Annotated in this window: 26 protein-coding genes and 1 pseudogene; 17 read left to right on the forward strand and 10 right to left on the reverse strand. The window is 60.4% G+C overall.

Going from position 1 to position 25,515, the window contains the following annotated elements:
• Positions 1 to 6 precede the first annotated feature (6 nt).
• The gene (locus ACN2TU_RS01400) at positions 7 to 300 is read right to left on the reverse strand and encodes a hypothetical protein (protein ID WP_435152108.1); all 294 of its coding nucleotides are present in this window, start codon (positions 298 to 300) and stop codon (positions 7 to 9) included.
• Between the two features lie 174 nt (positions 301 to 474).
• Between ACN2TU_RS01400 and ACN2TU_RS01405 the strand changes: the two genes are divergently transcribed.
• Entirely contained in the window at positions 475 to 1,671 is a 1,197-nt protein-coding gene (locus ACN2TU_RS01405; protein ID WP_435152111.1) for an aryl-sulfate sulfotransferase, read from the forward strand.
• Between the two features lie 194 nt (positions 1,672 to 1,865).
• The gene (locus tag ACN2TU_RS01410) at positions 1,866 to 2,009 is read left to right on the forward strand and encodes a hypothetical protein (protein WP_435152114.1); all 144 of its coding nucleotides are present in this window, start codon (positions 1,866 to 1,868) and stop codon (positions 2,007 to 2,009) included.
• 18 nt (positions 2,010 to 2,027) lie between these two features.
• On the opposite strand, the gene thiD is transcribed toward ACN2TU_RS01410, so the two are convergent.
• The 3 genes from thiD to ACN2TU_RS01425 all read right to left on the reverse strand — a co-directional run bounded on the left by thiD (position 2,028) and on the right by ACN2TU_RS01425 (position 5,475).
• Positions 2,028 to 3,392 (reverse strand): bifunctional hydroxymethylpyrimidine kinase/phosphomethylpyrimidine kinase, encoded by a 1,365-nt coding sequence (gene thiD / locus ACN2TU_RS01415; protein ID WP_435152116.1) that lies wholly within the window; start codon positions 3,390 to 3,392, stop codon positions 2,028 to 2,030.
• Positions 3,389 to 4,402 carry an AIR synthase family protein gene (locus tag ACN2TU_RS01420; protein ID WP_435152119.1) on the reverse strand — a complete coding sequence of 338 codons (1,014 nt, stop codon included), beginning with the start codon at positions 4,400 to 4,402 and terminating at the stop codon, positions 3,389 to 3,391. Before ACN2TU_RS01420 ends, thiD begins: the two co-directional genes overlap by 4 nt.
• A 62-nt stretch (positions 4,403 to 4,464) precedes the next feature.
• Complete coding sequence (locus ACN2TU_RS01425) at positions 4,465 to 5,475, reverse strand: AIR synthase family protein (protein WP_435152122.1); 1,011 nt, start codon at positions 5,473 to 5,475, stop codon at positions 4,465 to 4,467.
• A 114-nt stretch (positions 5,476 to 5,589) separates the two neighbouring features.
• Here ACN2TU_RS01425 and ACN2TU_RS01430 point away from each other — a divergent pair, with 114 nt between their 5' ends.
• The 5 genes and pseudogenes from ACN2TU_RS01430 (at position 5,590) to ACN2TU_RS01450 (ending at position 10,319) form a co-directional block, all read left to right on the forward strand.
• Positions 5,590 to 6,360, forward strand: a complete 771-nt coding sequence (locus ACN2TU_RS01430; protein WP_435152126.1) for an NAD-dependent epimerase/dehydratase family protein — start codon at positions 5,590 to 5,592, stop codon at positions 6,358 to 6,360.
• Between the two features lie 204 nt (positions 6,361 to 6,564).
• Positions 6,565 to 8,268, forward strand: coding sequence for an L-lactate permease (locus ACN2TU_RS01435; RefSeq protein ID WP_435152129.1), 1,704 nt, complete (start codon positions 6,565 to 6,567; stop codon positions 8,266 to 8,268).
• A gap of 56 nt (positions 8,269 to 8,324) precedes the next feature.
• Entirely contained in the window at positions 8,325 to 8,825 is a 501-nt protein-coding gene (locus ACN2TU_RS01440; RefSeq protein WP_435152131.1) for a DUF6735 family protein, read from the forward strand.
• Positions 8,826 to 8,841: 16 nt separating this feature from the next.
• Complete coding sequence (gene nucS, locus ACN2TU_RS01445) at positions 8,842 to 9,621, forward strand: endonuclease NucS (RefSeq protein WP_435152134.1); 780 nt, start codon at positions 8,842 to 8,844, stop codon at positions 9,619 to 9,621.
• Positions 9,622 to 9,786: 165 nt separating this feature from the next.
• Positions 9,787 to 10,319, forward strand: a pseudogene (locus tag ACN2TU_RS01450) (metallophosphoesterase family protein).
• 27 nt (positions 10,320 to 10,346) lie between these two features.
• On the opposite strand, the gene mutS reads toward ACN2TU_RS01450, so the two are convergent.
• Positions 10,347 to 12,938, reverse strand: coding sequence for a DNA mismatch repair protein MutS (gene mutS / locus ACN2TU_RS01455; protein WP_435152137.1), 2,592 nt, complete (start codon positions 12,936 to 12,938; stop codon positions 10,347 to 10,349).
• A 116-nt stretch (positions 12,939 to 13,054) separates the two neighbouring features.
• On the opposite strand from mutS, the gene ACN2TU_RS01460 reads away from it, so the two are divergent.
• The gene (locus tag ACN2TU_RS01460) at positions 13,055 to 14,125 is read left to right on the forward strand and encodes a guanosine monophosphate reductase (protein WP_435152140.1); all 1,071 of its coding nucleotides are present in this window, start codon (positions 13,055 to 13,057) and stop codon (positions 14,123 to 14,125) included.
• Positions 14,126 to 14,150: 25 nt separating this feature from the next.
• On the opposite strand, the gene ACN2TU_RS01465 is transcribed toward ACN2TU_RS01460, so the two are convergent.
• On the reverse strand, positions 14,151 to 14,783 hold the full coding sequence (locus ACN2TU_RS01465; protein ID WP_435152142.1) for a DsbA family oxidoreductase: 633 nt from the start codon (positions 14,781 to 14,783) through the stop codon (positions 14,151 to 14,153).
• A gap of 122 nt (positions 14,784 to 14,905) precedes the next feature.
• Between ACN2TU_RS01465 and ACN2TU_RS01470 the strand changes: the two genes are divergently transcribed.
• Positions 14,906 to 15,235, forward strand: coding sequence for a DUF7471 family protein (locus ACN2TU_RS01470; RefSeq protein WP_435152145.1), 330 nt, complete (start codon positions 14,906 to 14,908; stop codon positions 15,233 to 15,235).
• 23 nt (positions 15,236 to 15,258) lie between these two features.
• Positions 15,259 to 15,771 (forward strand): winged helix-turn-helix transcriptional regulator, encoded by a 513-nt coding sequence (locus tag ACN2TU_RS01475; protein ID WP_435152147.1) that lies wholly within the window; start codon positions 15,259 to 15,261, stop codon positions 15,769 to 15,771.
• Between the two features lie 16 nt (positions 15,772 to 15,787).
• On the opposite strand, the gene ACN2TU_RS01480 is transcribed toward ACN2TU_RS01475, so the two are convergent.
• The gene (locus tag ACN2TU_RS01480) at positions 15,788 to 16,906 is read right to left on the reverse strand and encodes a hypothetical protein (RefSeq protein ID WP_435152150.1); all 1,119 of its coding nucleotides are present in this window, start codon (positions 16,904 to 16,906) and stop codon (positions 15,788 to 15,790) included.
• 79 nt (positions 16,907 to 16,985) lie between these two features.
• The gene (ubaA, locus tag ACN2TU_RS01485; protein WP_435152153.1) at positions 16,986 to 17,804 is read right to left on the reverse strand and encodes an SAMP-activating enzyme E1; all 819 of its coding nucleotides are present in this window, start codon (positions 17,802 to 17,804) and stop codon (positions 16,986 to 16,988) included.
• 141 nt (positions 17,805 to 17,945) lie between these two features.
• Between ubaA and ACN2TU_RS01490 the strand changes: the two genes are divergently transcribed.
• The 5 genes from ACN2TU_RS01490 to ACN2TU_RS01510 all read left to right on the forward strand — a co-directional run bounded on the left by ACN2TU_RS01490 (position 17,946) and on the right by ACN2TU_RS01510 (position 22,058).
• Positions 17,946 to 18,761, forward strand: a complete 816-nt coding sequence (locus tag ACN2TU_RS01490) for a CPBP family intramembrane glutamic endopeptidase (protein WP_435152156.1) — start codon at positions 17,946 to 17,948, stop codon at positions 18,759 to 18,761.
• A 58-nt stretch (positions 18,762 to 18,819) separates the two neighbouring features.
• Positions 18,820 to 19,836 (forward strand): NADP-dependent oxidoreductase, encoded by a 1,017-nt coding sequence (locus tag ACN2TU_RS01495; protein WP_435152160.1) that lies wholly within the window; start codon positions 18,820 to 18,822, stop codon positions 19,834 to 19,836.
• Between the two features lie 118 nt (positions 19,837 to 19,954).
• Positions 19,955 to 20,347, forward strand: a complete 393-nt coding sequence (locus tag ACN2TU_RS01500) for a hypothetical protein (RefSeq protein WP_435152162.1) — start codon at positions 19,955 to 19,957, stop codon at positions 20,345 to 20,347.
• Positions 20,348 to 20,362: 15 nt separating this feature from the next.
• Positions 20,363 to 20,608 carry a hypothetical protein gene (locus ACN2TU_RS01505; RefSeq protein ID WP_435152165.1) on the forward strand — a complete coding sequence of 82 codons (246 nt, stop codon included), beginning with the start codon at positions 20,363 to 20,365 and terminating at the stop codon, positions 20,606 to 20,608.
• A gap of 271 nt (positions 20,609 to 20,879) precedes the next feature.
• A complete protein-coding gene (locus tag ACN2TU_RS01510) occupies positions 20,880 to 22,058 on the forward strand; it encodes an AI-2E family transporter (protein WP_435152168.1) in 1,179 nt (392 codons plus the stop codon).
• Between the two features lie 202 nt (positions 22,059 to 22,260).
• Here ACN2TU_RS01510 and ACN2TU_RS01515 read toward each other — a convergent pair whose 3' ends face one another.
• Positions 22,261 to 22,851, reverse strand: a complete 591-nt coding sequence (locus ACN2TU_RS01515) for a 50S ribosomal protein L15e (RefSeq protein WP_435152171.1) — start codon at positions 22,849 to 22,851, stop codon at positions 22,261 to 22,263.
• Between the two features lie 205 nt (positions 22,852 to 23,056).
• Here ACN2TU_RS01515 and ACN2TU_RS01520 point away from each other — a divergent pair, with 205 nt between their 5' ends.
• Positions 23,057 to 23,758, forward strand: a complete 702-nt coding sequence (locus ACN2TU_RS01520) for a DUF7504 family protein (RefSeq protein ID WP_435152174.1) — start codon at positions 23,057 to 23,059, stop codon at positions 23,756 to 23,758.
• Positions 23,759 to 23,934: 176 nt separating this feature from the next.
• Positions 23,935 to 24,081, forward strand: coding sequence for a DUF1328 family protein (locus tag ACN2TU_RS01525; RefSeq protein WP_435152438.1), 147 nt, complete (start codon positions 23,935 to 23,937; stop codon positions 24,079 to 24,081).
• A gap of 43 nt (positions 24,082 to 24,124) precedes the next feature.
• On the opposite strand, the gene ACN2TU_RS01530 is transcribed toward ACN2TU_RS01525, so the two are convergent.
• Positions 24,125 to 25,042 carry a serine/threonine-protein kinase RIO2 gene (locus ACN2TU_RS01530; protein WP_435152177.1) on the reverse strand — a complete coding sequence of 306 codons (918 nt, stop codon included), beginning with the start codon at positions 25,040 to 25,042 and terminating at the stop codon, positions 24,125 to 24,127.
• Positions 25,043 to 25,515 lie beyond the last annotated feature (473 nt).

The raw sequence follows: 25,515 nt of genomic DNA on the forward strand, positions 1-25,515 counted from the left end.
CACCTGTCACTGGGACATCACGGTGCTGAGTTCTTCGACGGTCGCTCGTACCGACTCGACGACCCCGTCGAATTCAGCGATGAATTCGGCAGTTCGTTCGGTGGTGACCGCACCGTCCTTGGTGGATCGTATCAGCTCGCGTTCCTCGAGTATCTGGAACGACGTTCTCACTCGATGTTCGGGTTGTTCGGTGACTGCGGCGGCCTTTCTGAGGCCGACGGGCTCCTCCTCATCGATCAATTGGAGGGTTTCGACGGTTCGTGCGATAAGTTCGACTTCTTCTTGGAGGGATTCGAACACTACTCCCAAAGGGTTGTACACCGGCTAAAGCGTTACTTCGTAGCGCCACTGTGAGTTGTATTCACATACCATTCCGAACCGGAGCCAGCACGGTTTTGTCGCTTCGCATCGTTTGACACTACTTACGTGGTCTCCGTGGCTTCTCCGTCGGCTAGACGTTTCGGTGCCGGACTGATGGCACTTGCCCTCGTGAGTTTTACCCTCGTTATCGTCGTCAGTGCTGCCGTCGCGCCGCCTATTTCGAAAGCTCCGATGACCAACGGCGCCGAGCAGACCGTCGTCGGTGTGCAATCCACGACCACCGAGGGACGAATCGCCGTTCTCGACGCGAACGGCGAACAGGTTTGGGATTTCGAGCGGGCGGATAGCTACCACGACGTGTCCCGCCTTCCGAACGGGTCGATTCTCGCTTCGTTCATGGCTGATGGGTACAGCGACTGTGGCGCCTACGAATCACCCTGTGCACACACGGGCGTCAGAATCATCGACCCGGAACCCGCCCCACACATCGTTTACGAATGGTCGTTTCCGGTTCGAACCAGCCTGAACAGCGAGGTTCACGACGCGGAGGTTCTCCCGTCTGGCGAACTGCTCGTCGCGGATATGGACAGGGAACGAGTGTTCACGCTCGCACCGAATGGAACCATCACGTGGCAGTGGAACGCGAGCCAGTTTTACGACTCACCGGCCGACCCGACCGAAACGGATTGGCTTCATATCAACGACGTGGATAGAATCGGGGAGGACAGATATCTCGTCTCGGTTCGCAACGCCCACCAGTTGCTCGTTATCGAGCGCGGGCGGGGCGTCGTCGAAGTCATCAACGAGAATCGCGACACGAGCGTCCTGCACTACCAACATAATCCACAGTGGCTCTCGGAGGACGCGGTTCTCGTCGCCGATTCGGAAAACGACCGCATCGTCGAACTCCACCGAAACGAATCGACGGGACGATGGGAGGTCGTGTGGCAGGCCCGCGGAGCGGGCGGCATCGGTTTCGACTGGCCCCGGGATGCCGACCGCCTGCCCAACGGGAACACGCTCATCACCGACAGTCGGAACAACCGCGTCGTTGAACTGAACGAATCGGGTGCTATGGTCTGGAGTGCGAAGGTTTCCACGATTCCATACGAAGCGGACCGTGGTTCCGGCGAGTATCCCGCCGGAGCGCCCTACGACTCGACCGGCGAGGTCGGCAGTAGCACGATGAAGCTGCCGCTTTTCGGCTACCTCCTCGACAGCGCTCGGCACGTGGTTGGTCTTCCGTACTGGCTGGCCGGCTGGCATCTCGCGGTCGGCGCGGTGGCGTTGTTGACCTTTTTCGTCGGTCTCTGGCTGTTCGTTCGCGGTTCCGAAAAATCGGTCACATGACCAACCACAGTATCCTCGCCGAACACTCCCGCAGTCTTTTCTAAGGTACTTGCCGAAATCGACCATCTGAGCGACGAGCAGCAAGATTGCATCGACAACTATTTCGAAGCCGCCCAAGCCTGTGAGTGGTGTGGAGATGTCGTTCGACCCCGTGGAAACGGGGGTCGGCGATTTCGAGGTGACGTTCAAACTACGTGCAAAACCGATGTTCGTTGCGAACGACGCCGACCGACCGAAAGTCGATGCGCGCGGTGGAAAAAGGGTTCACCCCCATCGAGATGTTGACGACCGACCGCGAGACGTTTCGGTGTTACAACTGGCTGGGCGAGGACGGCTAGCAGGACGCCGTTCTCACATCAGGACTCCAGCGCCGAAAGCACCGCCAACGTCCGTCGTTGCAGTTCCTCCGTATCTCTCGCCAACAGCTTCACAATGGCCTCTTTGCCGACTTCACCCCGGTCGATGATTGCAACGGGTGTTCCCTCTGCCGACTCGAACGCCCGCGTTGCACCCCACCCCATCGTGCTGCCCTCTCGCTCTTTCACGTCCTCGGGTTCCGCCGAGCGGTCGAACTCCGCGACTTCGCCGCTGAGCGTCGAGAGCGCGGACTCCACATCGTCGTCAAATCGACAGTTGACGGCAAATCGTAAGTCGGGGTCGAACTCGCGCGCCGATAGCAAGAACCGGGCGACGTGACTCGACGCGCCGAATCGCACGCTGCGATTCGGCTTCACGCCTGCAATCGTTCGGGTGATTCGTCCCTCGACGGCGGCGGTTTCGCCGACCCGCTCAGCGTACGGCGTCGCACCCACGACGTTCATGCCGACTTCCGGTACGAGCGCGCTCACGTCTCGTTCGACGAACGACTGGACGACGCGTTCGACCGCTTCGGCGGTCGAATCGCGTTCCGCTTCGTTCCGCAGTTCGGCGAGATGGTGAACCGACCCCGGCCCCTCGCCGACGTTCAGATGGTAGCGAACGGCACGTTCCATGAACGCCGTCGCGCCTGCAACCGACTCGCGCAGGTCGTCGTCCTGCGCGAGTCGGGCGGCGATGGCACTGGCGAGCGTGCAGCCGGAGCCGTGGCTCGCGTTCGTCTCGATTCGGTCGTGAGTGAAGGTCTCGACGCCGTCCGCAGTCATCAACACGTCTCGAACTGTTTCACCCGGAACGTGGCCACCCTTGATGAGCGCCGCATCCGCACCCAATTCGAGTAGGTTCTCGCCTGCCGCCCGGGAGCTTTCATCGTCCACGGGTTTCGTCCCGGTCAACACCTCGGCCTCGTCGGCGTTCGGCGTCACGAGCGTCGCGTGTTCGATGAGTTCTTGATAGGCGTCTTCCCCCTCGGAGTCCAGCAGTCGGTCACCCGACGCGGCGACCATCACCGGGTCGATGACAACGGGGATGTCCAGCCCTGCGACCCGTTTCGCTACACTCCGCACGACCGGGGCCTCCGCGAGCATCCCAGTTTTCACCGCTCGAACGTCGAAATCCGAGAGGACGGCGGAACACTGTGCTTCGATTTCCTCGACCGGAAGCGTGAACTCTCCCTCGACACACTGCGTGTTTTGGGCCGTAACGCTCGTGACGACGCTCGTTCCGAACACGCCGTGGGCCTCCATCGTCTTCAAATCGGCTTGAATCCCCGCGCCGCCGCCGGAGTCGCTCCCGGCGATTGTCAGCGCCACCGGCGGTTCGACGGGTGCTGGAATCCGGGTCATTCCAGTCGCTCCATAAACTCCTCGAAGGCACCCCAGAAGGGGTCGATTTCGGGATGTTCTATCCGTTCGCCATCGACCGTGACGCCGTCACCCTCGCGGACTTCGCCGATGTCCGCGGCGGGAATGTCGGCTTGTTCGAGTGCGGAGAGGACGCTGTCCGCGTCCTCAGGCGCGACCGAGAGCAGGAGCGTCCCTTCACTGATGGACGACCACGTGTCGATGTCGAAGAACTCGCAGGCTTCCAGCACGCCAGGGAGAACCGGAATCGAATCCTGTGATACGTAGAGATGGACACCGCCAGCACGCGCCATCTCAACCAGCGCACCGTAAACGCCGCCTTCGGTCGCGTCGTGCATCGCCGTGACGTTCCCCGCGTCCGCCGCAACCAGGGCGTCCGCCACGGGACTCATGTCGTAGAATCGTTCTTTGGCGTCTTCGACCGTTTCCTCCGGGAGTTCCATCAGTTCCTCGAACTGGATGGAAAGCAGACCAGTCGCTTCTACTGCCGGGCCTTTCGTGAGCAGAACACGGTCGCCCGGACGTGCGCCGTTCGGACGAACGATGTCATCGGGGTCGCCGACGGCCATCGCGTTCGCACCGCCAACCATCGGGTAGTTGCATCCCGCGTAGCGCGCAGTGTGACCCGTGACGACGCCCACGCCCAATTCCTTCGCTTCTCGGTCGAACGTCTGCCAAATCGTTTCGAACTCCTCGTCCGTGATTTCCGGCGGGAGATTGAAATCCACCGCGAGGTGTGTCGGCGTGAGACCGCTGACCGCCACGTCGCTCATGATTATGTGAAAGGCGAACCACGCCGCGCGCTCGAATCCGAGCGAGGGCATGATGAAAATTGGGTCGGTTGCGGTTGCGACTGCTTGGCCACCGACTTCGAAGACGCCGAAGTCCACGCCGTGCTGTGGCGAGAGCGTCACGTCGTCGCGTTCTGCCCCGAGATGCGGGTAGATGTACTCCTCGAAAAACGTCCTGTCTACTTTGCCAAGGTTCTCCATACGCAGGTGTTATTACTAGGTTGTATTTACCAGTGATGCTTACTGGCTATCCGCAGTAGCGTTCAGTCCCGGTCGGCGTACTCTGCGAACACCTGCCACGAGGGGTCTACGTCGGGATGTTCGATTCGACCGTCATCAACGTACACTCCATCGCCCTCACGCACCCTACCCATTTCGGCCGCCGGAATTCCCGCATCGGTGAGCGCGGAAAGCACAGTGTCCGCACTCTCGGGTGCGACGATCAGGACGAGCGTTCCTTCGGTCGTAGATTCCCACGGGTCGATGTCGAAGAACTCACACGCTTCCAGCACGCCCGGCAAAATCGGCACGTCGTCGTGGCTCACGTCGAACCGCACGTTCGCCGCCCGAGCCATCTCGACCAGTGCACCGTGAATTCCGCACTCCGTGGCGTCGTGCATGGCGGTGACGTTCCCCGCGTCCGCCGCAATCAGCGCATCCTCGACGGGACTCATGTCGTAAAATCGCTCTTTTGCATTCTCGATAGTCTCTTGCGGAAGGTCGATGTGTTCCTCGAACAGCGTGACCAGAAACCCCGCCGTCTCGACGCCCGGTCCTTTCGTGACGAGGACGCTGTCGCCCGGTTCCGCTCCGTCCGGTCGCACGAGATTTTCCTTCTCGCCGACTGCCAGCGTCGTCGCGCCACCGACCCACGGATACTGACACCCCGAATACCGGGCGGTGTGGCCCGTGACGACACTGACGCCCAACTGTTTGGCTTCCCGGTCGAACGTCCGCCAGACGGTGGCGAACTCCTCGTCCGTAATCTCGGGGGGCAGGTTGAAATCCACCGCGAGATGGGTTGGCTGAAGCCCACTGACCGCTACGTCGCTCATCACGACGTGGAAAGCGAACCATGCCGCGCGCTTGAATCCCAATTCCGGCAGAATCGAAAGCGGGTCGGTAGCGAGCGCGACGACGTTTTCGCCCACCTCAATTACTCCAAAATCGACACCGTGTTTCGGCCCGAGCAGTTCGTCGTCGCGCTCTGCGCCGAGATACGGATAGATATGTTGGTCGAAGAAATCGCGGTCTATCTTCCCGAGGTCGGTCATACTCGAGATATCTCCCGGTGGCACAAATCGGTGGTGATTTGCCAGGCCCGGTGCAATGGGTCCTGCTTTTAACGAGCCAAGAGATATACCTTCCAGCACACCAACCTCGCCCACATGACACGAATCGCAGTGACGGGTGCGGCGGGCAACGTCGGGCGGGAGACGCTCGCCGCCCTCGACGGTCACGATGTGACACCCATCACCCACAGCGAACACGACGATATCGACAGCGAGGTGTGCGACGTGACCGAACCGGATGCGCTTTCGGACATCCTCGCGGGCCACGACGTGGTCGTTCACCTCGCAGCGAACCCATCGCCGGAGGCCGACTGGCGAAGCACCGTGGACGTGAACATCGAGGGAACGCGCAACGTCTTCGAGGCCGCGCGCGAACACGATATCGACCGCGTCGTCTTCGCCTCCTCGAACCACGCCGTCGGGATGTACAACGCGGATGACCCCGCTGAAACGGAAACGATAGTTACCGGCCATGCCCATCCCGTCTACCCCGACGACCCGGCGCGTCCCGACTCGTACTACGGCGTGAGCAAGGTGACCGGGGAAGCCCTCGGTACGTATTTTGCGGATCGCCACGGTATCGAAGTCGTCAACCTCAGAATCGGCTGGCTTCTCTCGGAAGACGAACTTCGGGAGACACAGACCGGGTCAGACGAACACGCCCGATTTTCGCGCGCGATGTGGCTCAGTCCCGGCGACTGCCGAGACGTGATGCACGCCGCCGTGACCGCCGAACTCCCCGAACGGACGATTACCGCACACGCCACGTCGCGCAACGACGACCGATTCCTTTCGCTCCTACAAACCGAACGCGCCCTCGGCTATCGTCCCCGCGACAACGCGAACGAGACGTTGGATAGTCGATAGGAACGTGCCGGAATCGGTATCTCCTGTCGTATCTATCGACGGGGTTCGAGTTCTGACCCATCAGTTTTCCCATAGTAGTTAATTATAAATGTTACAATCTATACTTTGAATTCATGCCAGTCAGTCCCTGTCATAGTCCCGGTCTCCACATGGTTTGCGTCCGCCTGACAGCTTCGCGAAGCGATGCCGCGGAGGTGTCTATCGATGGCTAGCGCGACCGAAATCCTCCTTGGGGTTCTTCCACTGCTCGTCATCGCGTACCTGATGGTCGGCCAGTACTGGCCAGCGACACGCGCGATGCCGGTTGCTTGGGTCACCGCCGTCGTGGTCGGTTTCTTTGGGTGGGAGATGACGCCGCGCTGGGTCGCCGCGGCGACCATCAACGGCTTCATCACCGCGACGAACATCCTCTGGATCGTCTTCGGCGCGATTTTACTGCTATACACGTTGAAACAGACCGGCGCGTTCGACACCATCAACGCGGGCTTTACCTCCATCAGCGAAGACCGGCGGGTTCAGGTGGTGTTGCTTGTCTTCTTGTTGGGTTCGTTCATCGAAGCTGCGGCCGGATTCGGCACGCCTGCGGCGGTCGTCGGACCGCTTCTTGTCGGCCTCGGATTTCCGCCTCTCGCGGCCGTCGTGGTTGCCCTCACCGGAAACCTGATGGCCATCACTTTCGGCGCCGTCGGGACGCCGCTCATCATCGGTCTTCAGGACGTGTTCGCAACGTCCGACGTGGCGACACCCGCCGGGACGACCGTTCCGGAGTGGGTTGCTCAAATTGGCGTCTGGGCGGCGACGTTTCACGTCACCGTCGGTATCCTGCTCCCGTTCGTTGGGGTCGCCATGATGACGCGATTTTTCGGCGAGGAACGGTCGATTCGCCCTGCGCTCGAAGTGCTCCCGCTCACGCTGTTCGCGTGGTTCACCTTCGCCGTTCCGTACTGGCTCACCGCCTACTTCATCGGGCCGGTGTTCCCTGGGCTCATCGGCGCGATGTCTGGGATGGTGCTCACCGTCGGCGCGCTCAAAGCCGGCTTTTTCCACCCCGACGAGGAGTGGGATTTCGGCCCGCAGGAGACGTGGCCGAATCACTGGGTAGGCGACATCGAGCCGGGTGAAACGACCACGCAAGACGGTACCATCGCCGCCGACGGTGGCGTCGTCACCAAGCAGATGCCCCTTTGGAAGGCGTGGACGCCGTACGCGATGTTGGCGGCGGTGCTCGTCCTGACGCGCGTCTGGTCGCCGCTGACCGATTTCCTGACCAACACGCTCGTCCTCGCGTGGTCCGACATCCTCGGAACGGGCCTCGAAAACGACTTCCCGCTGCTGTACCTCCCCGGCGCGGTGTTCGTCTTCGTCCACCTCCTGACGATACCGATTCAGGATATGAACGGCCACGAAATCAAGGCTGCGTGGGTCGAAACGGCGGAAAAGGTCATGCCGGCCGTCGTTGCCCTGCTGTTCGCCGTCGCGACCGTTCAAATCATGATTCAATCGGGGAAGGCTGCTGGTATCGACAGCATGCTCGCCGTTCTCTCGGACGCGACTGCGAACTTCGCAGGGGGCGTTTATCCGTTCTTCGCGGCGCTCGTCGGCGCGTTCGGTGCCTTCCTCGCGGGGTCGAACACGGTCAGCGACATCCTGTTCGGCACGTTCCAGTACAACGTCGCGGAAAACCTCGGGGTTTCCCGGACGATTCTCGTCGGGGCACAGGCCGTCGGCGGTGCTATCGGCAACCTCATCGCGATCCACAACGTCGTCGCAGCGCTCGCCGTGGTGGGCCTCGTCGGTGAGGAGGGACGGGTAATCCGACTCGAACTCATTCCATTGACCTACTACGCCGTCGTAACCGGGACTCTGACGATGTTGTTCGTCTACGTGATATTCCCGGGCGTTTTCTGAGAAACGCTTCCCCTCGCGAACCCTTTTATCCGATACGGAACCACTCCGGGCTACCCGTGCGACACCGAGCACTCGTCGCCTACGAGCGACCCGACGGCCGCTACGATCGCCACTACGCACACTGGGGAGCAACTTCGCTCTCGCTCCGCCACAAAATCACGCCGGAAACCCCCTTCGCAGGTGGAATCGAAAATCGATGGACGCCTGCCATCGAACCCCTTCCCCAAGCAACAGCACTCCCGTTCGAAGACACGGCGACGTTCGATTACCAGCAGATAGAAGCGTTCTACGTCGTCTCGCTTGCGTGGGTCGTTACGGTATATCTCCCGCTCTGGTTCGGAACTACGGTGGAGGCCGACCCGACTGTTGGCGCGCTCGTTGCCGTCTCGGAAGACCAAGACGCCAACCACGTTCGTCAGTGGTTTCAGGCGACGAGAGCGGTTGTTCGTGATATGGTTCGTCGGGGAGCGCTCTCGGAGCGCGAGGCGACGAACTACCTCGCCACCCGTGTACCCGAGTGGGCCGGCGACCGTCGGGAGGTGATTTTGATCCGGTGACGATTTCGATGCGCCGATGGCGGTCGGTTTTTATCCGACCGCCATCTACCACCGGGCAGTGACAACCGAGGGCGAGAGGAGCGGCGAACCGACGACGGTACTGACACCGACCCACCGCGAGGCGCTGGTGCAGGTCGAGGCGGCAATCGAGCGAGGTGACCTCCTCACCTTGTTCGGGCGCTGTACCGTCGAGTATGACGGACGTGCGGAGAGCTATCTCGGCCCCGGCGACCGACTCGTCGTGCTCAAACCCGATGGTACCGCGCTTGTCCACACCGAGGAAGGGCAAAAACCCGTCAACTGGCAACCCCCGGGTGGGACGTTCGAGTCCGAACTGACCGACGGCACGCTGCTCGTCAAGAGCAGACGACCGAACCCGGACGAAACGCTTGCGGTTCACTTCGAGCACGTCACCCAACTCTCGGCGTTCGACGTGACCGACGCCAAGGAAATCTCGCTCGCCGGAAGCGAAGAAGACCTCCGCCAGCGCATCTTGGACGACCCCGACCTCGTAGAGGAGGGCTTCACACCGCTGGCGACCGAGCGCCAAACTGCCGCCGGAGCGATCGACATCTACGGAAAAGACGCCACGGGAACCACCATGGTCGTCGAACTCAAGCGACGGCGGGTCGGCCCGGATGCGGTCGGGCAACTCCGACGATACATCGACGCGCTTCGCCGTGACCTCCACGCCGGGGCGGAAGTCCGTGGTGTGCTGGTAGCCCCATCAGTCACGGAACGCGCTCGCAACATGCTCGCGGAAAGCGGGTTGGAGTTCGTATCGCTCGAACCGTAGGAGGTGCTGATGGATTCGGCCGCGTGGAAATCGTTGCCAGTGGCAACGCTGGGGGAACGAACGCCATCTCGATGCTGGCGGATACGTGAGCAACCCGTGTCGTCGCGCCCGTCAAGATTGTCTCTTCCGTAAATTATTACATAATTAGATGACATTCGGGGGTGCATGAACGTCGCAATCCTTTCCGACACGCACATTTCCGACCAGGAACGGCAAATTCCCGATGAGTTCCGCCAACATATCCAAGACGCTGATTACGTTATCCACGCCGGAGATTTCGGCTCGAAGGAGACCCTAGCCAACGTGCAAGCGCTCGCCGCAGACTTGACGGCCGTATACGGAAATGCAGACCCCAACGATATCGACCTCCCGCCCGTCGCATCGGTCGAAATCGGTGACGTGACGTTCGTCGTCGTCCACGGAATCGTCAATCCCGTCGAGCGAGCGGTCGCCAGTTCCGAGGGCGTCGTGATGAACCGCGAGGATTGGTTAGCTGCCATCGCCGACACGGCGCAGGTGAGAGCCGACGAACCAGTGGTCGGAATCGGCGGCCACACGAAATCGAGGACACGGTTCACGATGGCGTTCGATTGTTGAATCCAGGGTCTGCCATGGGCGTCGGCCCGGACGTAGACGCGACGATGATGACCGCGGAGGTTTCCGACGGTGACGTGAACGTGACCGTTCATGAGACGTGAAAGACGTCTCACTGGAAAAATCCGGTGTCAGTCCAACTGCCCTTTCAGCCTATCGAGCAGTTGCAGTGCCTCCAACGGCGTCGTGTCGGCGACGTTCGTCCGCTTCAGTTCCGCCAGCACGTTCTCCGACACGGCGGCGGCCTCCGACGGTTCTTCGTCGTCTTCCCCATCGTCCAGTAGGTTCTTCGAGCGACGAATGACCGATTCCGGAACGCCCGCGACCTGTGCGACTTCGATGCCGTAAGATGCCATCGTCGCGCCCGGCGAGATGTTGTGCTCAAACACGACTTCGCCGTTGTGCTCCGTCGCGCCGAAGTGGAGATTGATGGCGTTCGGCAGTTCGTTCGCGACAGCAGTGAGGTCGTGGTGGTGCGTGGCGAAGAGCGTCTTCGCGCCGATTTCGTCGTGGATGTGTTCCGTCACCGACCGTGCGATGGCGAACCCGTCGGTCGTGCTGGTTCCGCGTCCCACTTCGTCAAGCAGAATAAGCGATTTCTCGGTTGCGTTTTGCAGAATGTCCGCGACTTCCGTCATTTCGACCATGAAGGTAGAACGGCCGCCCGCGATGTCGTCGCTCGCACCGACCCTGGTGAAGATTCGGTCAAGCAGTTCGACCTGCGCTCCGTCAGCGGGGACGAAACTGCCGACCTGCGCGAGGAGGGTAATCAGTGCGACCTGGCGCATGTAGGTCGATTTCCCGGACATGTTCGGCCCGGTGATGACCGCGAGGGTGTCTCGGCCGAGGTCAGTGTCGTTCGGGATGAACGAGTCTTCGGTTCGCTCGACGACGGGATGACGACCGTTTCGAATTTCGATTCCCTCGCCCCCGATTTCGGGCCGGGAGTAGCCGTGTTTGGCGGCGACTTCCGCAAGCGAAACAAGCACGTCCAGTTCGGCCAGCGTATCGGCAAGTGACTGTACTCGCTCCGATTCCTCGGCAATCGAACTCCGCACTTCGCGGAACAGGTCGTACTCCAAGTCGTCGGCGCGTCCTTCCGCGCGGATGATTTCGTCCTCGCGTTCCTTGAGTTCCGGCGTATAGAACCGTTCCGAGTTTTTGAGGGTCTGTCGTCGATTGTAATCGTCGGGCACCTTATCGAGGTTGGGGTTCGTCACCTCGATGTAGTAGCCGTGAACTTGATTGAAGCCGACTTTGAGCGACCTGATGCCGGTTCGTTCGCGTTCCGTTGCTTCGAGGTCGTCTATCCATTCTTTGCCCGACCGCTCCGTCTCCCGGAACTCGTCGAGTTCGTCATCGTAGCCCGATTTGATGACGCCGCCCTCGGTGATTTCGATGGGTGGCTCCTCGGGAATGGCGCGACCGATTCGGTCGCGCACGTCGGCCATCTCGTCCAGATTTTCGTGGACAGTGTGGAGTTTATCCGACTCTACGTCCGCCATCGCCGCCGCCACGTTCGGAACCACATCGAGCGTGGATTTCAACGAGCGCAGGTCGCGGGCGTTCGCCCGCCCGCGGGCAACCCGGGAGATGAGGCGTTCGATATCGTACACGTCCCGTAGCAGGTCGTGTACTTCCTCGCGCTGTTGCACTCGCATCGTCAACTCCTCGACCGCGTCGAGTCGTTCTTCGATTCGCTCTCCGTCGAGCAGCGGTCTTCGAAGCCAATCTTTCAGTCGTCGCCCACCGAGCGCACAGGCGGTTTCGTCCAGTACGCCGACGAGCGTCGCGTCGTCTTGACCGTGAATCGCCCGCGATTCGAACAGTTCGAGGCTCGAAAGTGCGACGGCGTCCACGAGCATGTACGACCGTGGGTCGTATCGAGTGAGGTGGTTCAAGTAGTCGAGATTACCGGTTTCGGCTTCCTCTCCGCTTTCTTCGCTTGCATGCTCTCCGCCGCGGACATACTCGGCGTAGGCGAGGAGCGCGCCACAGGCACGGATTTCGGCGTCGGTCGCCAGCAACCGCTCCGGCGGGCCGAAATACTCCGTGACGAGGTCGCTCGCATTTCCGATGTCGAAGGCGGATTCCTCGTATCCTGTGACCATGCAGTCGGCGTCGAACGGCGTCTCCGGTGTTTCGGGGGCGACGATAGCCTCGGCGGGTGCAAACCGGCCGATTTCGTCCCGAACCTCGCTCTCGGTTTCGACCGTCGTGGCGTAGAAATCGCCCGTCGAAACGTCGAGGACGGCCAACCCGTAGTCGCCGTTTCCGTGCTCGCCGCCGCGGGTGAGACACGCGACGAAATTGTTGTCGTCGGTGTGGAGCAGTTCGTCTTCGGTCAGTGTTCCCGGCGTGACGACCCGGGTGACGGCCCGTTCGACCACGCCGGACGCGTCGGCCGGGTCTTGGACTTGGTCGGCGACGGCAACGCGATACCCCGCGTCGAGAAGCGTCTCGATGTACGACTCGGCGTTGTCGATGGGAATGCCCGACATCGGGTAAGTTCCCGTGCTGTCCTCACGTTTTGTAAGCGTGATTTCCAGTATCCGGGCGGTTCGTTCCGCGGCCTCGCAGAACGTCTCGTAGAAATCGCCCACCTGAAACAGCACCAGCGAATCTTCGTACTGCCGACACAGTTCGAAATACTGGCGCATCATCGGCGTCAGTTCCTCGCTGTGCTCGGCCATCTTTTCCGGTGGCCCCAGCGCCGCATCCATGCCTGAAATCCAGTGCCCGCATGCAAATAAGCACCCGGAATCGCGTGGAATCTCGAACCGAAAACCGGTTTCAGTAGAATTAAGTGGAGTCGAAAACTCGAAAGTGAAGGTTACCGATGGACATCAGGACTGGACTTTCGTACGGCGACGTGCTTTTGCTACCACAGCGTTCTCCGGTCGATAGCCGGAGCAACGTCTCCCTTTCGACGAATCTCACGCCGAACCTCGAACTCGATACGCCACTGCTCAGCGCGGCCATGGATACCGTCACCGAGACGGAAGCCGCAATCGCACTCTCGGAGATGGGTGGGATCGGGACGCTCCACCGGTTCATGAGCATCGAGGAACAGGCGGGACAGGTTCGCTCGGTCAAGGACGCTGGCGAACTCGTCGCCGCCGCGGTCGGCATCAACGAGGAGTTCGAAGCGCGCGTCGAAGCCACGCTCGAAGCGGGCGTCGATTGCATCATGGTCGATGTCGCCCACGGCCACATGGAACGCTGTTTGGATGCTGTCTCGCGCATCGACAGCGAATTTCCCGACGCCGAACTTGTCGCAGGCAACGTCGTCACACCCGAGGCCGTCTCCGACCTCTATTCTGCGGGCGCGGACGGCGTGAAAGTCGGCGTTGGCCCCGGGTCGCACTGCACGACCCGAGAAGTCACCGGTGCGGGGTCTCCACAGTTGACCGCGGTCGATGACTGTGCACAAAAAGCACACGACCTCGGAATTCACATCGTCGCGGACGGCGGCATTCGAACCTCCGGCGACGCTGTGAAGGCGCTGATGGCGGGGGCTGACACCGTCATGATGGGCAGTTTCTTTGCCGGAACCGAGGAAGCACCCGGCGAGACGGTCACCATCGACGGGCAGAAGTTCAAACGGTCACGCGGGATGGCCTCGACTGCCGCGAACGAAAACCGCACCGACAAAGACCTCACGCCCGACGCGGACGAGGGTATCGCGGGAGTAACTGAGTACAAAGGGACGCTCGCCGACGAAGTCGAACCGTTCCTCGCCGGAATCCGCTCCGGGCTGAGTTACTGCGGCGGGCACGATATCGTGGCGGCACGCGAAAACGCCGAGTTCATCCAGGTCGCCCCGAGTGCTCGTGAGCGCGAGGGCGCACACTCGGTGTTCGTCGGTGTCGAACCGGAAACCGAGAAGGAACTGGCTCCATTGCAGTAGCATACTCGGTCGTTATTTTCTCGCCCTAAACGCCTTCTACTAGTCGCTCCAGCTGCTCCGGCGGAACCGCACCCCGGGCCGCGTAGCCTTCGTACGTGAACGTCGGGACACCCGTGATACCCTGTTGCTGTGCCTCGGCGAATTTTTCACGAACTCGCTCCCGTCGTTCCTCGTCTTCGGCGGCAGTCCGTATCTCATCCCCGTCGAGTCCCTCGTCGTCGGCAATCCCGGCCAGCACGTCGGGGTCACCGATGTCCCGTCCGTCCTGCCAGAGGGCATCCAGAATGGCCTCGTCGAAGGGTCGCCACTGTTCGGGATAGTTCTCCTTGACGTAAAACGCGGCGACCTGCGCGGGAAGCGAATCGATGTCGGTGGCGATCTCCTGTGCCATCTCCACGTCGTACTTTTCATGCAAACGTCGGACGTTCTCCTTTGCCTGCTCGTAGTAGGCGTCGTCCTTGCCGTCGTCCGCGTCGTGGTCGATGGTGCCATCCGGCTTTCGTTTCCCGCTTCGGAGGTCGAACGGCTGCCAATCGAGGTTCACGTCGTCGTCCCGTCTATTTTCGTAGCGTTCGAGCGATTTTCGTCCGAGGTAGCAGAACGGGCAGACGTAGTCGGAGTACACCGTGAGTCGGTCGCTAGTTTGCGATTCGGCCATGCTGCATCGTTATGGATTCGGACTGTAAAGGGGGACGAATCGGGAGGGAATTGCCGGATACCGCTCTCATCCAGTATCGAAAACCGAACGGCTGACGTACCTCCGCATCTAACCTATGCCGAATGGCTTCCGTGGCCCACCCGCTTCACGCCCTCGCTGGAAGCGGCGAACTGATGCTTCCGACCGTGCTCATACTGGCGGCCGTAGGGTCGACGTTCGTCTTCACGCTGGCGCTGGTCGCCTTTCGCCAGCGGCGGACGGTTCCCTACCTGTTGGTGGCGCTAGCGTTCGGGGCACTCGCAGGCCAAACACTCGTCGGTGGTCTGACGACCGCCAACTATCTTGCAGGGAGCACGCATCACCTCGCGGAGCACATCCTCGACGTGGTGATTATCGCTCTCCTCTGTGGCGCGGTGTACTACGCACGGAGAGCGCAAAATACGGCCAGGTAACCGTGACACGACGAAACTAAACGATGACAGAGACACGAACCCAGATACAGCAGCACGTCGAATCCCGTCCCGGCATCCACTTCAACGACCTCGTCCGAGGGTCGGGACTCGCACCCGGACAGGTTCAGTACCATCTCCGCGATTTGCTCGGCACAAATCGACTGATCAGCGAGCAGTTGTACGGTAAGACGCACTACTACCCGCCGGAGTACGACGAGTGGGAGCGTTCTGCACTTGCGTTGCTCCGCCGGGAGACCGCCCGCGACGTACTCGTCACCTTACTCGAGCGTGAATCCGCTCGCCCCGCGACGCTCGCGGACGACCTCGATATCGCCCGAAGCACCCTCGAATGGCACGTTTCCCACCTCGTGGAGCAAAACTTGGTCGAAAAACAGCGAGACGCGAGAAATCGAGTGACACTCGTTCCCACTCGACCGGAGGAAACCGGACGGTTACTGGCGGCAGTTACGCCATCGTTCCCGGAGCGGATGGTGGACAGGTTTACGCGCCTCGTGGACAATTTGCTGTCCGAATGACTCGGTAAAATACTCCTTATTCGTTCTGCACGCCGAACCACACCAAATTCGCGGCCAACAGGGCGACGCTGAAGACGAAAAACAGCGCGCCGACCGGCGAAGCGAGATCAACGAACAGCCAGTAGAGCGGTGCGGCCGCGGACGGGCCGACGGACACCACCGCGAGTTCAGAGATGATGGGGCCACAGCAACAGCAGGCGTTGGGGGCCGCGACGGCCGCCGTGCCGGAGGTGACTTCCCTCGTCCCGGTTTTTGTTGCGCCTTGCCACTGGAACGCGATGACCGAGGCGTTCAGCCCGACGAGGACGGCGACCAGTCCGATTTGAATCACCATCCCGAGCGAGAACACGCCCGAGATGGGAACCGAGGGGAAACTGAACTCCACTGCGGTCCAGTAGACCAGCGGATTGGCGACCGGAATCGTCGTGACGAACGCCCCGTCCGGAACGCCGATGCCGTGCTCAGGAACGAACGTGAGCATCCCCATCGAGAACGCAAAGAAAAGCCCTGCGAGGATACCGCTTCCGACGCCGAACCAGCGAGCAGGTCGGTCGCTCACGACCCACGAGAGCGGTTTTTTCGCGTCTCGCCAGAGGACGTACCCGAGGCCCAGTGGAAGGCTGAAAACGAGCAGATAGCCGAGCGGGTGGGTTCGTGCGCCGAAGGCATCCATCACGGCGGGATAAGACACCCACGCTCCGAGCAGCATTCCGATTCCGGCGTAGCGCGGTCGCCCGGGCCATTTGAGTCGGCCGACGAGGACGCTTCCGACGGCGATTATCGTCCCGGCGGCCAGCGTCAGTGGGAGATACCACTCCCTGCTGAGCGGTGCCTGCGATGCACGAAGGGTTTCGACCGGCGATAGCTGCACCAGGCCGACCGCCCCAGCGGCGGCGACGAACAGTCCGGCGAAGACTCCCCAGAGTGCGACCGTTCGGTGCTGTTCCTGCACGATTCGTCCCAAGAAGATGCTTCCCGCGACGATACCGACGCCCACGAGCAGAACGACCAGCGCGAGCCATTGTGGATACGCCGGTGTGTGCCCACCACCGTGCGCGGAAGCGACCGGAAGCGTGCCGAGAGCTGTCAGCGCGACGAGTGCTCGACTACCCCACGCTCCCACGTTCGAGTCCATAACCGGGTCTACCGGTTCGGTCGTCATGTATGCAATGGATTCGCTTCGCGCTCCGAATCCGGATGGATACGGCGACGTTTCAGTCCGCCTGCACCGCACACGATTCGTCGGTGTACTCCACTTCGCCTATCGACTCGATTCCCTCCTCACCACAGACCGGACAGTCGGGATTCTTCCTGTATTCGACCTCCTCGAAAGTCATGTCCATGGCGTCGTAGAACACCATCCGTCCTTCGAGCACGTCGCCGATTCCGATGAGGTGTTTGACCGTCTCGGTGGCCTGAATACAGCCCACGGTTCCGGGGAGGACGCCGAGAACCCCCGTCGTCGCGCAGTCCGCAACCATGCCTTCCGGCGGCGCTTCGGGAAACAGACAGCGATAGCAGGGGCCATCGGTCGTGAACGTCGTCACCTGTCCCTCGAACTTGTAAATCGCACCGTGGGAGAACGGAATCCCCGCCAGCGTACACACGTCGTTGACGAGGTAGCGCGTTCGGAAGTTGTCGGTCGCATCCACGACGAAATCGTACGCCGCGACGAGTGCTTCTGCGTTCTCGGGTTCCACCCGTAGCTCGTGGGTTTCGACGGTTACGTCGGGATTCAGTTGCGTCACAAAATTCCTCGCACTCTCGGCTTTCGGGCGTCCAACGTCGTCGTCGCCGTGAACGACCTGCCGCTGGAGGTTGCTTCGTTCCACCACGTCGTCGTCCGCGATGCCGAGCGTTCCGACGCCAGCCGCGGCGAGATATTCGATGACGGGTGCGCCGAGACCACCCGCACCGATGACGAGGACGGCGGAATCGAGGAGTGCCCTCTGGCCCTCCGGACCCACTTCGTCCATGATGATGTGCCGGGAGTAGCGGTCGAGCTGTGTTGCGTCGAGCGAAAGGCCGCTCATGCGTTCGGATTGGTGATATCGAGGTATAAACCCGTGGTTCAGCGACGTCGAAACTGGAACCCGTCTGGCTGGTGGCGACGGTGGCCGACCAGTGAAACCCAATGGGAATAGTTTTTCGCCTTTCGCTACGCGCCCTGTGATATGCAAACCGCCACATCTACGAGGAAACGAACAGGGTCGCGTTCGTTGTTGAAGGCGGTCGTAGCGATGTTTCTCCTCGGACTCCCGGGTATCGTGGCGGTCGGTGTCTCCTTGTTAGGGACGCTCCGACAACTTCCACAACTCGCCGAACTTCCAGCAGTGACGTTGTTTTTCGTGGCAATCAGCCAACCGCTCGTCCTGCTCGCCATCGCCTGTACCGTCGGGACCATCCTCGCCCCTCGCGTCAACCTTCGGTCTCGCCTGTTGGCTCGACTGACGGGACGAATTCAACCACCAAGCCTCTTTGCCGAGGAAGTGCCCATCGGTGTCGGAGTCGGTGTCGTTGCTGCACTCCTCACGCTTACACTGGATTTCGCGTTCACGTTGCTCTTTCCGGTTGAGCTCCTGACCACCCTCGTTACGGGGACGAGCAGTTCCATCTTCGACGTTCTCGCCGGCATTCCGGTTCGACTTCTTTACGGCGGTATCACCGAGGAACTGCTCTTGCGATACGGGTTCATGACGCTCGTCGTGTGGGGATTCTCGAAACTGACCGGCGGTGAGCGCCCGTCCGACCGAGTGATGTGGGCCGCAATTCTCGTCTCGGCCGTCGTCTTCGGTCTGGGTCATCTTCCCGCGCTGTCGCTAGGCGCTTCGTTGACATCCGTAGCGGTCGTTCAAACGGTGCTTCTCAATGCAATCGCCGGCGTCGGATTCGGCTGGCTCTACTGGCGACAAAGCCTCGAAACGGCAATGGTCGGTCACGCGTCGTTCCACGTTGTTTTCGTCATCGTGTCGTTCGTTTTCGTCGTATAAAGCGGCAAAGGTGGCTCCTGCCGAAGTGTTGTTTTGTCCTCTCACCGTTCGTTCGGGCATGGCGACTAACCGAAAATACCTCCTCTCACAGCGGCCGGACGGCACGCCGAACCGAGAAACGTTCGAACTGGTCGAAGAAGACGTTCCGGAACCCGAACCGGGCGAAGCACTCGTCCGAACGCTGTACCTCTCGGTCGACCCGTACATGCGTGGCCGGATGCGCGATGCGGAGTCCTACGCCGAACCGTGGGATATCGGCGACCCATTGCAAGGCGCTGTCGTCGGCGAAGTCGTGACGTCGAATGGTGCAGGATTCGAGGAGAGCCAACTCGTCGCTGGCAACCTCGAATGGGCCGACTACGCGACCGCTCCCGGCAGTGCGCTTCAGCCGGTCAATCCGGATTTCGCACCGATTTCAACGGCCCTCGGCGTCCTCGGAATGCCCGGTCGAACCGCCTACTTCGGAACCCGGGACGTAGCCGAACCGAAAGCGGGCGACACGTTCGTCGTTTCCGGTGCAGCGGGTGCGGTCGGTTCCGTGGCGGGGCAAATCGCGAATCGATCGGGCGCTCGCGTCATCGGCTTCGCCGGTTCGGACGAAAAAATCGAATTCCTCGAAGACGAGTGTGGCTTCGACGTCGGAATCAACTATAAGACAACCGATGACTACGGCGCGGCGCTCGATGACGCCGCACCCGGCGGCGTGGATGTCTACTTCGACAACGTCGGCGGCGAGATTACCGACGCCGTCTTCTCGAAACTGAACGTAGACGCACGAGTTGCCGTCTGCGGTCAAATCGCGCTCTACAACGAAGAGTCGGTTCCGACGGGGCCACGCAAACTCGGCACACTCATCCAGAGTCGTGCACGGGTGCAGGGCTTCCTCGTCAGCGATTTCGCACCCCGGTTCGAACAGGCCACTCGGCAGTTGGCGGAGTGGGTTTCGTCGGGCGAACTCGCCTACCGCGAAACGGTGACGGATGGATTGGAAAACGCACCCGACGCCTTCTTGGGGCTATTCGAAGGGGAGAACATCGGCAAGCAGTTGGTGAAAGTCGGCGAGTACGAGACGTAGTCGGCCATTCGACTGTCCCGTATCGGAGCTATCACGCCACAGAAAATATTTGCCGAGGTACAGGTTAGCCAGTGGTGTTCCTCCCGCCACTCGCGTTTCCCGCCGGACTCTTTTCCCGGTGCTGACAGGTTCGGTTTCGTTCGTCGCTGGCTGTACCGGCAACTTGTCGCCGTCGGAATCGACCGACGAGACGAGTACGTTTTCGACCGAAGCAAAGACACCAGTCGAAACCACACCCCAACCGACACGGGTGACGACCGCGATACAGTCCACGACCACCACCGAGTGGCGACGGTACGGCCATCCGATTACGCCGACACCGCCGAGGACGACGACTCTCACGACGAGCGACCGTGTCTCCCCGAAGTCGTATCCCGAACTACCGGAACGGCTGAACCGCGAATCGGTCGTCGAATTCGTGAAAGCGACCGAACGTGCATTCAAAATCAACGAAATCATCCAAACGGAAGAGTCTCGCCATTCCACCCTCATGTACGTCGATATCTCGTGACTATCGGTCGCTAGTGTGAACACCGTCGACGGCGGATTCGTCGTTCACGTCGAAGTCGAGTTCGGTTACGGGAAACACAGCGGGGACGGGACGACGACTTCGTCGAGCGTCCACGCTGATGGGGATGCAAAGGTCAGTTACTTTGTCGGCAACCGTGTCGTTCGACGCGTTGAAACTGACCAGTACGAGTACGTAAACCCGAGGACGACGCAAAACGGTGTGGTACTCTGGTGTACGCCTGACGACACCGACTCCGCGTAACATCGTCGGACGTGGGCCCCTCCCGCGTCGGCGGCCGCTGAAACCGTCGTTACATATCCGACGCGGAACTGGCGGAGTTCGAATTCGAGTGGAGGCCGTTCGAGATCGAAATCGAACTCGGCGGTGACGTGGAAATCGAACTGGAACTCACGACGGCCGAATAAGCCGGGGATCACCGACGGCGTGGCGTTCGGGAACGGTCGTCCTTCGAGTTGACTTTCCAGTGTGCAGCCACAACCGTTTCGGGGGTAAAACCGCTATCCGAAAGGAGATGAGCAATCCCCTATGGACCTCCATCGATAATCGATCCCGTATCGGCTGGTGGCTGTTCGTTCTTGCCCTCGGCGTTGCGGCGGCGTTCATCGCGTACTCGTTCGTCGGGATGTTGGTGCTCGGTATATTCGGGTACTACGCCACGCGACCGATTTATCGGCGGCTGAGTTCCCTTACCGATTCGGACGGAGTCGTGGCTGGACTGACACTCGTCATCGTCTTGCTTCCGGTCGTTCTGCTCGCGTTCTACGCCGGTATCCACGTCGTTCAACAGGCCCAACAGCTTCTCGGAAGTACGAGCGGCGTTCCGATTCCAGGAAACGTTCTCGACGCCCTCTCGAACGAACAGCGCCAAACGCTGCTGTCGGCCGTTCGAAACCCACGGCAGTTCGTGACGAATCCCGGTCAACTACTGCAAACCGGAATGAAAGTGGCTTCGGGTCTCATCGGCGGTATCCTGATCGTGGGGCTGTCATTGACGCTCTCGTACTTCCTGCTCAAAAACGACGACGACATCGAGGACGGACTGGCGCAGTTGTTCGGAGGCAGGGAGACGACGGCCCACGCATACGCTACTGCCGTCGATGAGGACCTCGAATCCGTGTTCTTCGGAAACTTCCTGTTCGTTATCGTCATGTCCCTCATTGCGGTGGTGACGTACTCGGGAACCAACCTTTTCGCACCGCGGGAACTCCACGTTCCGATGGTCTTCGTTCTCGGATTGTTGACCGGCGTCGCCAGTCTGATTCCCATCGTCGTCGGGAAACTCATCTATCTCCCGGTCGTGGGGTACCTCGGCCTACAGGCGATGAGTTCCGGTGGCAACCACTTCGGGTTCGTCGGCGGCGTCCTCATCGTTTACTTCCTCGTCCTCGATATCCTCCCACAGACGTTCATCCAGCCGTACATGACCGGTCGCCAGCTCGACATGGTTGTGATGATGTTCGCGTACCTGCTCGGTCCGGTGCTGTTCGGTTGGTACGGGTTCTTTCTGCTACCGATATTGTTTATCCTGATGCTCGAATCGATTCGCATCGTTCTCCCGCAGTTACTCCACGGTGAACCGCTCACGCCGACCGTTTCGATGGGTGCGTCTATCGGGACAAATCCCGGTACCGTCAGCGAAAACGCGCCTCCGGACAACGGTAACGCAGCGACAGGTGACGACAACGATTAAGCGACGACGATTCGAGCCCCCTTCTCGCGCAGGTATCACGAACCGAATCTCGTATCGTGTTATTTGATTTATCGTCCCACAATGCAGTTAGGCACTTCCACAGCACCAGCGCTGAAACTCACGAAATCGGCGCTTGACGAGAGGAGCAGTCGCTATCGAATCAGTTGCACAAAAAAGCGTTGCTGTTGAACTACGGACGCCGTTACTTACCGCGGCCTTTACCTTTCGAGTTGCTCGGGCGGGTGTGTTCGGTACCCTTCCCACGCTGTTGGAGGCCACGGTTGCTCTGGCCTGCACTCGTGAGACCACGCTGGGCGCGGCCACGGTGCGAGTCGTCGCAAATCCAGTTCAGGTCGTCATCGTTCTGGATGGCGGGGTGTTCGGGGTCTACGAGAATCACTTCGTGCCACTTCTGGCTCCCATCTTCGCCGACCCAGTAGGAGTTGAGCACGCGAAGGTTCGGGTACTTCTTGCTCACGCGCTCTTCTGCGATGCGCTGGATGTTCTTGCGCCGACCGAGGCGGTTGACACCCTGGCGCTTGGAACGACGGCCTGCTTTGTGGCGCTGTTTGCGTGCGCCACCTTTGCGGACGCTCGCGCGCACGACGACGATGCCCTGCTTGGCTTTGTAGCCGAGCGAGCGGGCACGGTCGAGTCGGGTCGGGCGCTCGATTCGCTCGATTGCGCCCTGCTTGCGCCAGTCCTGTTTTCGTTGCCACTGGAGTTCGGCGAGTTTGCCGTCGTCCGGGTCTTTCCACGCGTCTCGAATGTGGGAATAGAAACTTTTTGCCATGGTCTATCACCACGGGCGTTGAGTGGTTCAGCGTGCAGGCGATTCGAATCGCGCACGCCACATTCCGTCCTGCGATTGCAGGTGCCCGCTGGTGCCCGTTGACCAGCGAGTTATGGAAAATTCCCTATTCGTAGGTTTAAGGGCTTCGTCTTCGCTTTGTCACCATCAGAGCTGTTTTATCAAATTATGTGGAATACAGGATAGAATGAACGGCTGTCGGCTGTCGTTCCGAAACGAGGAGGACGCGCACGCATTTCGGGAGCACCTGGGTTCGCTTCGACAGCGTGGGAGTAATCTTCTCGTCACGGGTGAGGTATCACAGAGCGTGACGAATCGCGCGTCCCGAACCCTGTTCGGTGACGACGCGACCGAGCGAAAACGCATCCTCGCGCTCACGGATACGGGAGTGGACACGGTAACCGACCATTTTCCGGATGATATCGAGTATGACGAGGCTTCCCTCCGGCTCATCGACTGCGGCAACAAACGACGTGCCGTCCCACGAAGCGAGACGGTTGTCGACCGCGACCTTCCGCCGTTGGATGAACAGGGTGGCCTTCGCGAACTCCGCGAGGAAATCATCACCGCCATCGGATTCTACGAGGACGCTGTCGGCGGTGGGGCACCTGCGCAGATTCGTCTCTGCGTCGATTCGCTGAACTATCTTGTCGATGAATACGAACTCGTTGCTGTCAAACGATTCGTTCGTTCGATCGGCGCACTAATCAAAGGTGTTCGCGGGATGGCACACTTCCATCTCTCGATGCCGGACGACATGGCCATCGTACAGGAACTGTCTCCCCTGTTCGATGCACGAATCGAACTTCGCCACCGCGCCGGGAGAGACCCGGACAATCGGTGGCACGTTCCCGAACTGGAGATGACTACGGCGTGGGTCGATTTATAAGTAGGTACAGTCCGCAACGCATGACCGCTACAATCCCTCCGTAAAACCCAAAACAGCCACAATCCATATGTGTACCTTGCTAATTCAGCCCATAGCGGAAAGAGCCTCGGTGAACTACCTTCTCTCATGAACTTCGTACTCCGATACGAAATCAGCGAGGTGACGCACTGATGGCGATCCTCGAACTCGCAATCGCGTTCTTCGTCCTCGCAATCATCGCGGGGGTGCTCGGCGCGGGCGGCGTCGCCGGATTATCGATGGATATCGCCAAGTGGTTGGTCATTATTTTCCTCGTCCTGGCGATAGTGTCGTTCGTCCTGTAAACGAAAGAACAATTTTTTGGCGGAGTATCCTCTAGTCGCGACACTATCGTCCGTCATCCGAGTGGTCGCGTACCGATTCGAACTCGCCGTCCGCGATTGCGCTTGCGACACCCGGAACATCCACGTCGCCGACAAGTCGTGGGTATTTCCGCCGGAAATACCCCACGACGTTTCGCACATCGCGCTCCAAGAACTCCATCGCGTTTTCGTGGTCGGTCGGGACGGCTTGGGGCCAGTCGAACACGGTAACGCCCTCACTGCTGACGAAGACGTTGTACTCACTCATGTCTGCGTGGACGTACCCGCGTGTGAAGGCTTCGTCCATCTCACCCAGCACGAGATCTAATACCGGCACGACCTGTGCGTCCTCGAACTTCGCGCGGGCGAGTTCGACACCATCGACTTTCTCCATCACGATTGCGTGACGATTGTGGTCGATCGGCCGGGGAACGCTCACGTCAGGGTAGAGCGTTTCGAGGACTTCGTGCTCCCGCTCAGCAGCTTTCCGCGCCGTATAGAGCCACGAGACGTGCTCACGGTCGGACGTGTAATCGCGCTCTTTCATTACCTCGCGGAAGTTCGTGTATCCCTCACGATGGTATTTGAGCGCCAGCGGCCGGAACGACTGCACTTCATACACGTCACTTTCCTTGCCGACGCCGAGCGGCGAGCCGACGCCCTGAATCGTATCCCGTTGTGAAAACGTTCGGAGCGCCAGTGCGTCGTACCCTTCGAACGTGAGAGTGTACCCCTCGTACTGAATCGTTTTGCGCTGTAGCAGTTCCCGGTCGAGACAGCGGTCGATTCGGTAATCCACCTCTTCGGCGGTCAGCCGCGAGAAGTTCGGGATTTTCTCTTTCTGCACCCACTCGCTAAAGCGCATGCCCTGTTCGACGCCGGAGAGCAGATAAAAATCCGCTTGCTCCAACTCGGCCATCTCGGGCGCGACGTTCCGAACCATCGACTCCGTCTACTCGGCGGGAGCGTAAGGGGCTTGCGCCATGGATTCCGTCTTCTCAGGACAATCGGCCGTCTCGGTAGAGACATCTCAACCACACTGACAGCCGGTTTCGCGGCTCGAAACGCTGTTTTCCCGTCGTGTGTGTCGCTCACTTGCGAGAGGAAAACAGAGGTAGTAAACTTCATATTGCGATATGAATTTTTGATAACTGTTTCCGCGAAGCTCGACATCTGACACTCACTACTGGCTCCTCGTGTGGGACGGACTGGGTTCTCCGGCTTTCTATTCGACCGGAGCGATTCAGCATCTTCACCCTGGAAATTATCTCAACTGACTTCAACAGTTCAGACCTCAGGCTCGGCCCGGCGGCGAACTCACCAACATGCCGCCATCGAAGTGGTCTGTCGAAAGCTGTCGTCGAACTGATGGCACCATCGTTATCTCAGATGATTCGGACGGACAACTGACTGTCA

The sequence above is a fragment of the Haladaptatus marinus genome (assembly GCF_051194195.1).